This window comes from Shewanella sp. SM95 (assembly GCF_025653595.1).
Lineage (GTDB): Bacteria > Pseudomonadota > Gammaproteobacteria > Enterobacterales > Shewanellaceae > Shewanella > Shewanella oncorhynchi.
Window position 1 is genome coordinate 325,379 of the sequence record NZ_JAKKSE010000001.1, and the last position, 11,807, is coordinate 337,185.

The 11,807-nt window shown below is 46.2% G+C and carries 10 protein-coding genes; 6 read left to right on the top strand and 4 right to left on the bottom strand.

The features are described from left to right. Window positions 1–18 precede the first annotated feature (18 nt). A complete protein-coding gene (locus tag L5M29_RS01460; protein WP_105249725.1) occupies window positions 19–213 on the bottom strand; it encodes a hypothetical protein in 195 nt (64 codons plus the stop codon). 121 nt (window positions 214–334) lie between these two features. On the opposite strand from L5M29_RS01460, the gene L5M29_RS01465 reads away from it, so the two are divergent. From L5M29_RS01465 to L5M29_RS01480, 4 genes are all read left to right on the top strand, one after another. Continuing rightward, on the top strand, window positions 335–799 hold the full coding sequence (locus tag L5M29_RS01465) for a flavodoxin (RefSeq protein ID WP_113938961.1): 465 nt from the start codon (window positions 335–337) through the stop codon (window positions 797–799). Then, a complete protein-coding gene (locus L5M29_RS01470; RefSeq protein WP_263165819.1) occupies window positions 751–2,232 on the top strand; it encodes a PTS transporter subunit EIIC in 1,482 nt (493 codons plus the stop codon). Before L5M29_RS01465 ends, L5M29_RS01470 begins: the two co-directional genes overlap by 49 nt. Before the next feature lie 165 nt (window positions 2,233–2,397). Next, complete coding sequence (gene purU / locus L5M29_RS01475) at window positions 2,398–3,264, top strand: formyltetrahydrofolate deformylase (RefSeq protein WP_263166097.1); 867 nt, start codon at window positions 2,398–2,400, stop codon at window positions 3,262–3,264. Window positions 3,265–3,436: 172 nt separating this feature from the next. Then, window positions 3,437–5,368 carry an HD domain-containing phosphohydrolase gene (locus L5M29_RS01480; protein WP_168823188.1) on the top strand — a complete coding sequence of 644 codons (1,932 nt, stop codon included), beginning with the start codon at window positions 3,437–3,439 and terminating at the stop codon, window positions 5,366–5,368. A gap of 134 nt (window positions 5,369–5,502) precedes the next feature. Here L5M29_RS01480 and dapD read toward each other — a convergent pair whose 3' ends face one another. From dapD to map, 3 genes are read right to left on the bottom strand one after another with little or no spacing between them, the layout of a single operon-like run. Next, window positions 5,503–6,327, bottom strand: coding sequence for a 2,3,4,5-tetrahydropyridine-2,6-dicarboxylate N-succinyltransferase (dapD, locus tag L5M29_RS01485; protein WP_028760609.1), 825 nt, complete (start codon window positions 6,325–6,327; stop codon window positions 5,503–5,505). Window positions 6,328–6,348: 21 nt separating this feature from the next. After that, window positions 6,349–8,934, bottom strand: a complete 2,586-nt coding sequence (gene glnD, locus L5M29_RS01490; RefSeq protein ID WP_168823186.1) for a bifunctional uridylyltransferase/uridylyl-removing protein GlnD — start codon at window positions 8,932–8,934, stop codon at window positions 6,349–6,351. 30 nt (window positions 8,935–8,964) lie between these two features. After that, entirely contained in the window at window positions 8,965–9,795 is an 831-nt protein-coding gene (gene map, locus L5M29_RS01495; protein WP_226058787.1) for a type I methionyl aminopeptidase, read from the bottom strand. A gap of 283 nt (window positions 9,796–10,078) precedes the next feature. Here map and rpsB point away from each other — a divergent pair, with 283 nt between their 5' ends. Further along, window positions 10,079–10,807 (top strand): 30S ribosomal protein S2, encoded by a 729-nt coding sequence (gene rpsB / locus L5M29_RS01500; protein WP_028760607.1) that lies wholly within the window; start codon window positions 10,079–10,081, stop codon window positions 10,805–10,807. Window positions 10,808–10,927: 120 nt separating this feature from the next. Beyond that, window positions 10,928–11,779 carry a translation elongation factor Ts gene (gene tsf, locus L5M29_RS01505; protein ID WP_028760606.1) on the top strand — a complete coding sequence of 284 codons (852 nt, stop codon included), beginning with the start codon at window positions 10,928–10,930 and terminating at the stop codon, window positions 11,777–11,779. Window positions 11,780–11,807 lie beyond the last annotated feature (28 nt).

Consider the following 11,807-nt stretch of genomic DNA (forward strand, 5'->3'; position numbering starts at 1 on the left):
TTAAACGAGGTGGAGTGCTTAATCGAGGAGTTGTGGCGTTTGTGCTGTTTGTGGCCGCAGCTCTTGCATCATGACGGCTAAGGTTGAGAATCCAGACGTGAGTGCAAGTGGTGATATGAGATTTTGCTGGGCAGAGTGGAAGTAGTTTTTACGTCGAATATGGGTTGTTTTGTGGTGCTGCTTGAGGTGTTTTTGGCGGGTGGACTGTCGCATTAGATATTTTCTCACGCTCAATGGCTTGATTTATAAAAAATTTGCGCCTTAGCTTGCTCATACGCTGAACAATAAAGTAAGGTCAGCCTAATAAGGTTTGCAACGCGATGTGGAGTGTATCATGAAAAAGGTGAATCTGGTGTTTGGCACTGTTTATGGTAGTGCACAATTTGCCGCCGAAACCCTAGAGAAAGAAATGCAAGTTTTAGGTTATGATGTCACATTGTGGCAACCTAATGAGGTAGCAAGCTTTATTCCTCCTCAGGATGAATTGCTAGTGGTGGTGACTTCGACGACCGGACAAGGGGACTTACCCGATGATATTCAGTCTTGGTATCATAATCTTAAACATCTAGCACCCTATTTACCTGAGCTTAGATACAGTGTGATAGCTCTAGGTGATTCAAGTTATGAGACTTTCTGCGGTGCAGGTAAGTCTGTAGATGCACTCTTGAGTGAACTTGGCGCTAAGCCGCTGGTGGAATTACTCGAAATTGATGCCTGTGAAACCATGGAACCTGAGGTTGAAGCGATAAAATGGCTAGAACGCTGGAATCAAGTCGTCAAAACCGAGCTCGTCGCTTAGGTAGTTTCGTCAATCTACAGTGGTTTAAATTTGCCCAGCGCTTAAGCCAAGCGCTGCTTATTCCTATTGCCATTTTACCCGCCGCTGGGGTTATGCTCGGCTTAACCGTTAGTCCGATTCCTTTTATGCCCGAAGAGCTGACAGTGCTGATGCTGGCGGTAGGCAAACTCATTTTCGCCATTATGCCGATGTTATTTGCCGTGGCTGTCGCTATTGGTTTTTGTCGCGATCAAGGCATTGCCGCCTTTTCGGCAGTGTTTGGTTATGGGGTGATGACGGCGACGTTAGCCGCACTGGCCGATTTGTATCGACTTCCAACCCAACATTTATTAGGAATGGATACCTTAGATACTGGGATTGCAGGTGGCATGATGCTTGGTGGTATTACTTGCCTCGCAGTCCGTTGGAGTCAATATATTCGCTTGCCTGCGATTTTCTCTTTCTTCGAGGGACGTCGCAGTGCATCTTTACTTATTATTCCCCTAGCGATGGGCTTAGGTTATGTGCTCGCCCATGTGTGGCCACCCTTAGCTTTATTGATTGAGCGCGTATCCGACTGGGCGGTTTATCAAAAACCGGCCATCGCCTTTGGTGTTTATGGCGCATTAGAGCGGTTACTTATACCCCTTGGTCTACACCATATTTGGAATGCGCCTTTTTACCTAGAGGTGGGCCAATATCAGTTATTGGGGCATGAAGTCGTTCGTGGTGAGGTGGCGCGCTATTTAGCGGGCGATCCGCAGGCAGGAAACCTTGCCGGTGGTTATCTGATTAAAATGTGGGGATTACCGGCGGCTGCACTGGCAATGTGGCGCTGTGCTGATCCCTCAGAGCGGAATCGCGTGGCGGGTATTATGCTCTCGGCGGGGGCGGCCAGTTGGTTAACTGGGGTGACTGAACCTATCGAATTTGCTTTTATGTTTGTGGCGCCGATTCTATTTATTATTCACGCCTTACTCACTGGGCTCGCTTATTTTGTCTGTATTATGCTGGATATTCACCACAGCATAGTATTCTCCCAAGGGCTGGTGGACTTTACGCTGCTATTTCCATTGTCCCGTAATGCCAGCTGGTTTATTTTCCTTGGGCCTTTAACCGCCATAATATATTACCTGTTGTTTAGGTTGAGTATTTTAGCCTTTAATTTGAAAACTCCCGGTAGGCTTGAGCATAACGACAGCAAAGGACCCAAAGAAAGTTTACGGGCGATTATTGCAGCGCTCGGCGGGCGTGAAAATATCGTTGAACTTAATGCTTGTTTGACACGGTTACGCTTGAGCGTGCACAAGCCTGAGTTAGTCAATAAGGTGCGTTTGAGTCAGTTGGGTGCTAAGGGCGTGATTGTTATGGGCAAAGGTGTGCAGGTGGTTTATGGCACTAAGGCCGAAACCCTGCGTAAAGTATTGCAGCGTTACTTAGATACTCGGCGCTAGGATTGTGTTTTTACAAAATTAACTGCTTAATTTTTACATTTTATTGATTCAAGCCTCTGAAATATCATTTTTATTTTCGCATTATAGGGTTTTCATACTGTTCAGCATGATTTGCTATGGCAAACTCGATGTAGGGACAATATAGGAGAGCCAACTTTGCAACAAATGACTGAAACTCGCGGTAATACTTCGCCATCCATAGAACGTAAAATCTTACTGACGGATTGCGCTGATGCCCAAGGCCTCATCGCTAAAATCACCAGTGTTTGTTTTACTCATAAACTGAATATCATCAAAAACAGTGAGTTTGTGGATAATGCCCAAGGGCGTTTCTTTATGCGAACTGAATTAGAGGGCATTTTTAACAGCGAACAGTTATTGCAGGATCTGCGTGACGTACTGCCTACGCAAAATCATATGACGTTAGTTAGCGCGGGTAAAAAACGTATTGTGGTGTTAGTTACAAAGGAAGCGCACTGTTTAGGCGATTTGTTAATGAAATCCTATTATGGTGGTTTAAGTGTCGAGATTGCCGCTGTGGTGGGTAACCATGATGCACTACGTGAATTGGCAGAGAAGTTTAACATCCCTTTTCATCTGGTGAGTCACGAAGGCTTAGACCGAATTCAACACGAGCAAGCACTGTTGGCTGCGGTATCTCAATACGAACCCGATTATTTAGTCTTGGCTAAGTATATGCGGGTATTAACGCCTGATTTTGTGGCGCAATATCCTAATCGCATCATCAACATCCATCATTCTTTTTTACCTGCTTTTATCGGCGCAGCACCCTATCGCCAAGCCTGGGAGCGCGGGGTGAAAATTATCGGTGCGACGGCGCATTTTGTGAATAATTGCCTCGATGAAGGGCCGATCATTAAACAAGACGTGATTCCCGTCGACCACAGTTATAGCGCCTTAGAAATGGCACGTGCTGGGCGCGATGTTGAAAAGAGTGTATTGAGTAAAGCGCTGCAATTAGTGCTCAACGAACAAGTGGTCGTGTACGGCAATAAAACGATCGTTTTTTAAGATGTAGGTGAGTCGTGGCAATGGCATGACATTCAGCGGCATTTATTTTAACCCGCGTCTGTCATGAAATCAGCTATCATTATGTTTATTGGAGATTTTATAGTGCTCACATTGGGGTGAACATAGCGGTATAGTGTATTGCCCATGCTCGAATTACAGGTCGGAGTGCTGGATGTCAACTCGTCAAAGCCTTATTGTTGGAATGAAAGACTTGCCCGATAGTTTGAATTTATCTTGGGCACAGCTAGATGAGCAGTTTTGTGTGCTACGGATGAGCCAAGCCTTTTACAGCCGTTGCAAACGCTCTGCGGCGCAAATCATTAATCAACCCATTAGCCAATTGTTTAGTGCTTTTAATGCTGAACTATGCGCCGATATCGTGAGGCGACGCGGCCAAGAAATCGGTTTTCAATTACAAGATCATCGCGGCATACGTGTGCATCTCGCGCTGCATTCTTTGCCTGAAATGGGATGGTACTTGATTCTATCCGACATCAATTTTGAAGATCCGCAGATGAAGGAGTTGCACTCGGATTATCGTCGAGCGATTCAAGCCAGCGATGCTTGGCTGCAACACATTGAAGATGTGATTAAATCCTCCCAAGAAGAAGTATTTAAAGTCGCAGTTTCTAAGGCGATGTCACTCACTGGCAGTCGATATGGCTTTATTCTGTTGCATAACGAAAAGTTAAAAACACTCACACTCGCCGCGCGTTCTGAGTATCCCCACGCAGAGGCGAATCAAGCCGATTTTGTTGAAGATAATACCCAAGTGTCAGAACTTGAAAGCCGCGTATGGCTCGAATGTGTGCGAGATTATAAGCCGATCATCCAAAATCAAACCGATTCCCAAAGGCGCTTAGGGGATTTGCCCTTAGATAAACTGCTACTTGGAGGGCGTTACTTGGCGGTGCCGATTTTATTTCGCAGTCGCTTAGTGGGCATGCTGTGTGTGGTCGACCGTAACGAGCCTTATAGTCGTAATGATGCGAGATCATTACTGACTTTTGCCAGCATTTTATGGCACAGCATTGAACTACCACGCACATTGCGCGCGGTATCCCGCCAGTCCAAAATCATTAAAGCGCAAAAAGAGCAATTATCTCAATCGTTAACCCAGCTTATTAGTGCCATTTCTGAGGCATTAGAACTGAAAGATGCCTATACCGCAGGGCATCAAAAGTCGGTGGCGCAATTAAGTTATTTGATTGGTGAGAAATTAGGTTTAGACCCGCTGCGTTTAGAAGGGCTGAAGATTGGTGCCTTAGTTCATGATATCGGCAAGTTAGCGATTCCATCGCAGATCTTGACAAAACCGTCAAAACTTTCAAAAGAAGAATACGCATTAATACAGACCCATCCGCTCCATGGTGCTGAAATTATTGAAGATGTGGAGTTTCCTTGGCCCATTAAAGAGATGATTTTACAGCATCATGAGCGGCTCGATGGCTCAGGTTATCCCGCGGGCTTAAAGGATAAGGCGATTTTATATGAGGCGAAAATTATTGCCGTCGCCGATGTTGCCGATTCGATATTGTCCCACAGGCCTTATCGGCCATCGTTAGGGCTGGAGAAAATGACTGAAGTGCTGCGTGCGGGTAAAGGGACACTTTTTGACCCTGAGATAGTCGAAACTTGTTTAGCGATTTTGATTAATCGAGAGTTGAGTATTAGCGATCATATCGGTGCTGCGCCGCTTGAACCTTTAGTCACGATTTCACTCGACCATGAGTTAGTTGATATTAAGCGTTTACTTACGACTGCCCATGCTAAGGTGGCCGTGGTATTGGATGAGCAACATAAGATACTTGGGGTGATCACGAGTCGCTTACTGGAACATTGGTTTAGCCCATTACTTGGCACTGCGGCTGAGCGTGAACTGGATAGGGCATCTTTACATAAAAAAGCCCATCAGATCATGGAGCATTCAGTGCCTATTATCAGTGAGGTGGCCACATCGGAAGATGCATTACTGCAGTTGAATCTTTTGGATTCAGAATATCTTGTGGTGGTGAACAAAGCGCAGCAGCCATTGGGGATTATCGGCTGGCGGGCTATTGCCATGACGAGAAATGCATTCCGTGAAGTAGAGCGTTTGATTTAAGTGTCTTATTAAACACTTTATTTTTAAGCCTGATAATGACAGCGCAACCGTAGGCTAAATTTTACCGACAATAAAAAAGATGCCCTTAGGCATCTTTTTATGGAATTCATGTTATCGAACAAATGCTGTGACTGTTAATCAACAATACGCAGTAATTCGTTGATGCCCACTTTACTGCGAGTTTTTGCATCCACTTTCTTAACGATAATAGCGGCATAGAGGCTGTACTTGCCACAGGCTGATGGCAGGTTGCCAGAAACAACCACAGAGCCTGCTGGTACACGACCGTAATGCACTTCGCCAGTTTCGCGATCGTAAATTCGAGTGCTTTGGCCGATATACACGCCCATAGAAATCACTGAGCCTTCTTCAACCACCACGCCTTCAACAATCTCAGAACGTGCACCGATAAAGCAGTTATCTTCGATGATGGTTGGGCCCGCTTGCAATGGCTCAAGTACGCCACCAATACCTACGCCGCCAGATAAATGCACGTTTTTACCGATTTGTGCACATGAGCCAACGGTCGCCCAAGTGTCAACCATAGTGCCTTCATCAACATAGGCGCCTAAGTTCACATAGGATGGCATCAACACGGTATTTTTACCTATGAATGAGCCTTTACGTACTGTAGCCGAAGGCACCACGCGAATGGCTTCCGCTTTAAAGCGGGCTTCATCATATTCGGCAAATTTTAACGGCACTTTGTCGAAGTATTTGGTTTCGGCGCCATCGATAACCACGTTATCGAAAATACGGAAGGACAGTAATACCGCCTTTTTCAGCCATTGGTGCACATGCCATTGTCCGTCGATTTTCTCGGCGACACGGACTTCACCTTTATCGAGCATATTGATGACATTTTGCACATCGCTGCGCACACCTGCGTCAACTGTGCTTGGTGTGATGTCGGCGCGTGCTTCAAAAGCCGCCTCAATACGTTGGCGTAAAGCCTCCATTTACTTCTCCCACTGGTCTCGTTAATTAACTGATTCGATATTCTTTGCACTCAGGGCACTGATTAAAGCATCCCTGAGGGTATTCTCTTGGGTTTCGTTAAGTTGCAAGCCATCATTAGTCTGCAGCATAAAAAAATCTTCGGCTCGTTCACCAATGGTGGTGATCTTGGCCGCGAGTAACGTCGTGTTGCAACGGTAAAAGATATCCCCGACTTTTGCCAGTAATCCTGGCGAATCTAAGGCGATAAGCTCCATCATACTTGTACCATGACGACTGCTTTCGAGGAAACTCACTTGTGTCGGTACATTAAAAGGTTTCATCTTGCGCGATAGTTTTCTAAAGCGCGGTAGTTTTGGACTGTCGCTCGACAGGGCTTTCTCAAGCGCCTTACGGATACTTTGGATGCGTGAAAGCTGGCTAACGGGCTCACCATCCTGCTCTAAGATCACAAAGGTATCGAGGGCATAATTATCTTTTGAGGTCATGATGTTGGCATCATGGACGTTGATATTTTTATTGTCGAGTACCGCCATCACAGTTGCGAACAATTTAGGTCTGTCTTGGCAATAGACAAATAGCTCAGTACCACCACGGGTGGTGTGTTTGGACACTAAGACTAAAGGCTCATCCTGTTGTTTGTGCTTTAAAATCGCTTCGGCGTGCCACGCGACTTGATTTGGCTGATGGCGTAAAAAGTAATCTGCCTTAAAACGTTGCCACAGGGCATCGAGATCTTTCTCTTTCAGTCCACGGCGCAGCAGCTCTTTTTTCGCCTTAGCTTGGTATTCACGCACTCTGGCACGAATATCGACGGGTTTTTCTTTACCGCGGGCGAGCACCCTTTGGGTCGAAAAGTACAAATCGCGCAGCAGTGAGCCTTTCCAGTTGTTCCAGGTTTTTTCGTTGGTGGCGCAGATATCGGCGACGGTTAAGCAGTACAGATAGCTTAAATGCACGGCATCGCGGACTTTATTGGCAAAGTCGGCCACCACATCGGGATCGGAAATATCACGGCGCTGGGCGGTGACAGACATCACTAGATGATTCTCAACCAGCCAAGCGACTAGACGGCCATCGTGATCGTTTAACCCGTGCAGCTTACAAAAGGCGAGGGCATCGCTTGAGCCTAGTTTACTGTGATCGCCACCGCGGCCTTTGGCGATATCGTGGAAGATAGCGCCTAATACCAGTAAGCCCTTTTTCGGCAGTTGGTTGATCAGAATCGAGCCTAAGGGAAATTCTTCCTTTTGTTCGGCTTGGGAAAAACGCTCGATATTGAGCAGTAATCTGTGGGTGTGTTCATCGACTGTATAGGCGTGGAACAGGTCGAACTGCATCTGGCCTTCAATATTTCGCCATGCGGGTAGATAGGCCGATAACACACCGTGTTTATGCATTAAAGACAAAGCAACAATGCCGCGAGGGTGGCGCAGAATTTCCATAAAGGCTTGGCGACAAAGCGGGTTTTCTTGTAAGGCTTGCGGCTGGGCGCGTCTTGCTCGGCGCAGCGAACGCAGCGTTGGTGCGTAAATGCCTTTGATGTTGGAGTTTTTAGCGACTAACAAAAACAGCCGGACAATTTCTTCGCCGCTATCGAAAAGATCATCGCTTAGCGCTTCGATAAAAGTGCCGCGGCGCTGGTAGTGTTTATCTATCGATTGAATTTCTAAAGCTTTTGTGTGCCCCAGTGTTGCCCGTTTAAACAGCTGCAGCAACATTTCGTTTAGCTCCATCACTCGGCGTACCGTGCGATAGTAACGTTTCATCATTTGCTCAACAGCAAGCTGGGTGGCGTCTTCATACCCCATAAGCTCGGCAACTTGGCGTTGTACATCAAAGAGTAAGCGATTTTCATCGCGACCGACCACCATATGCAGAGCAAAGCGTAACTTCCACAAAAAGTGCTGACATTCGAGCAGCTCTTCTAATTCACCGGGCTCTAAAAAGTCGTATTGGACTAATTCTTCGAGGCGAGCGGCGCCAAAGTGACGCATGGCTACCCAAGCAATGGTTTGAATATCCCTAAGACCACCGGGACAACTCTTGATATTGGGTTCTAAATCGAAGGCACTGGCTCTGGCATGGCGGGCATTTTGCTCATCCCGTTTTGCGATAAAAAAATCGCTTGAAGTCCAAAAGTCACTCTGACGAATCGCATCATAAAGTTGATCGAATAAAAATTCGGGCCCTTCGAGCAATCGTGCCTCTAACAGATTGGTGGCTATGGTGATGTCTTCACGGCCGAGGATAATCGTGTCGTTTAACGTACGGACACTGTGGCCGATTTCCAGATTGGCATCCCATAGAAAGGCAATAAACTGACTGAGTGCTGCTTCGGCGGCGGGTGACAAGATATCATTAAACAGGAACAGCAAGTCTACATCTGAGTGGGGATGCAGCTCCCCACGGCCATAGCCGCCCACGGCAATCAGGGCAATATCATATTCCCTTAGACCGTGCTGTTCCCAAGCTTGCTTGACAAGGGCATCGACAAATTGACAGCGCTGCGTGACGAGCTCTTCAATCGGGGTTTTAGCCTTAAAACTGGCCAAAAGAATCTGATTCTGTTCGATTAATGATTGTTTAGCGAGCAGAGCTATATTCATCGAGTCCCTTGTTTTTATTTTTGTGGTGGCCTATCGCTCGTGATTGATGATACGTGGGAAATCCTCATCCTCACGCAGGGTAAGTACTTCAACTCCTTTTTCAGTCACCAGTAAGGTATGTTCCCACTGGGCTGAATTTTTACCATCGGAGGTCGTTACCGTCCACTTATCATCGCGATCGAGTATGGTCGTGTGGCGACCGGCATTGATCATAGGTTCAATGGTGAAACACATGCCTGGGCGTAATACTGTGTTATCGCCGTTACGGTAATGCATGACCTGAGGTTCTTCATGGAAACCCGAGCCAATACCGTGGCCACAATAATCTTGCACGATGGAATATTTCTCAAGGCCTGTTTTGCTTGCTTTGATGAATTTTTCGATAGTATTGCCAATTTCACCCAGTTTTAAACCTGGACGAACCTTACGAATAGCTAAATACAGGCTTTCTTGCGCGATGCGGCACAGACGTTTGTCCTTCGCGCTCACCTCACCGATTAAAAACATCATCGAGGTATCGCCGTGATAACCGTCTTTAATCACTGTGATGTCGATATTGAGGATATCGCCTTCTTTCAATGGTGGGTTGTCGTTTGGAATGCCGTGGCAAATCACATGGTTTACAGAAGTACAAATGGATTTGGGAAAACCATGGTAGTTAAGCGGCGCCGAAATCGCACCTTGCTCTTCGGTATATTTGGCGCAGAGGTCATTGAGCTCATTGGTGGTCACGCCCGGTTTAACATGCGGCGCGATCATTTCTAATACCTGTGCGGCTAGTTTGCCCGCAGCACGCATTTTTTCAATTTCTTCAGCGGTCTTGATGACTATACTCATTGCGTTTTCTCTTGTGTCTTTAATGTCTGTTGGCCACGCAACCTAATGCAAAAATTTGTGCTTTAGGGCTATTTATGGTATAAAGCGCGCCGTTATGTTTAAGTCTTGATGAATTGTCTAAGCCAGCTTTTGCGCTGCTTTGATACTTGCAAGACTAAAGATGGCGGCCATTATACATGGCTATTTGTCTAAATACTAAATCACACACGTGTCGACACATTCTTCGGGGTGCCCTCAGTTGTTATATAAGGGGTCGAAGACATGGGATACGTGGAGGTCTAACCCCCTAAATTTTAAGGTAATAGAAATGACTACAGTTTCAATGCGCGATATGCTTCAGGCCGGTGTCCACTTCGGTCACCAAACCCGTTACTGGAACCCAAAAATGAAGCCATTCATTTTCGGTGCTCGCAACGGTGTTCACATCATCAACCTTGAGCATACTGTGCCAATGTTCAATGAAGCGCTAGCTTTCATCAGCAACGTAGCTTCAAAGAAAGGTAAAGTATTATTCGTTGGTACTAAACGTGCTGCTGGCGAAGCGATCAAAGAAGCTGCTCTGTCTTGTGACCAGTACTATGTTGATCACCGCTGGTTAGGCGGTATGCTGACTAACTGGAAAACCGTTCGTCAGTCAATCAAACGTCTGAAAGAACTGGAAAGCCAATCAGTAGACGGTACTTTCGACAAGCTGACCAAGAAAGAAGCGCTGATGCGTACTCGTGAGCTTGAAAAGCTGGAAAAATCTTTAGGTGGTATTAAAAACATGGGCGGCCTGCCAGACGTATTATTCGTCATTGGTGCTGACCATGAGCATATCGCTATTAAAGAAGCTAACAACCTGGGTATCCCTGTTGTTGCAGTTGTTGATACTAACTCTGCGCCAGATGGTGTTAACTACATCGTTCCTGGTAACGACGACGCTATGCGTGCTATCCGCCTGTACACTTCTTCTGTTGCTGCTGCTGCAAAAGCTGGCCGTGGTCAAGATTTGGCTGTTCAAGCTGAGCAAGACGGTTTCGTAGAAGCCGAATAATAATAAGGCGGGATGATTATCATCACCCTTATTAACCAAGATTTTTGATTGGTTAACAGGGGCCATTCGGCCCCTGTTTTATATCTGCAAATTAGTCGATTTTTTATAGAGGATTTAACAATGGCAATTACTGCTGCCCAAGTTAAAGAACTGCGCGACCGTACTGGCGCAGGCATGATGGATTGTAAAAACGCTCTGACAGAAGCTAACGGCGACATGGAGTTAGCAATTGACAACATGCGTAAGTCTGGCGCTGCTAAAGCGGCTAAAAAAGCGGGTAACATCGCTGCTGACGGTACAATTCTGATCAAGAATGGCGAAGGTTTCGCTGCGCTATTAGAAGTTAACTGTCAAACTGACTTCGTTGCTAAAGATTCAAACTTCTTAGCATTCGCGAACGCAGTATTAGATGCCGCTGCTGCATCTAAAGTGACGCTTGAAGATTTAAAAGCACAGTTCGAAGATGCACGCGTTGCATTGGTAACTAAAATCGGTGAAAACATCAACATTCGTCGTGTTGAGTACATCGATGGTGCAAACCTATCTTCATACCGTCACGGTGAGCGCATTGGCGTTGTTGTTGCCGGTGAAGCTGACGAAGAAACCTTAAAGCACATCGCAATGCACGTTGCTGCTTCTAAGCCTGAATACGTGAACCCAGAAGATGTTCCTGCAGAAATCGTTGCAAGAGAACAAGCTCTGCAAATCGAAATGTCAATGAACGAAGGCAAATCGGCAGAGATCGCTGAGAAGATGGTTCTAGGTCGTATGAAGAAGTTCACCGGTGAGATTTCTCTGACTGGTCAAGCTTACATCATGGAACCAAAGAAAACTGTTGGCGAAATTCTGAAAGAGAAAGGCGCTAAAGTCACTAACTTCATTCGTTTAGAAGTGGGTGAAGGTATTGAGAAGAAAGAAGAAGATTTCGCGGCTGAAGTTGCTGCTCAAATCGCTGCTTCTAAAAAGGCTTAATCGCCAACGCTAAATACCCCCAAGACCG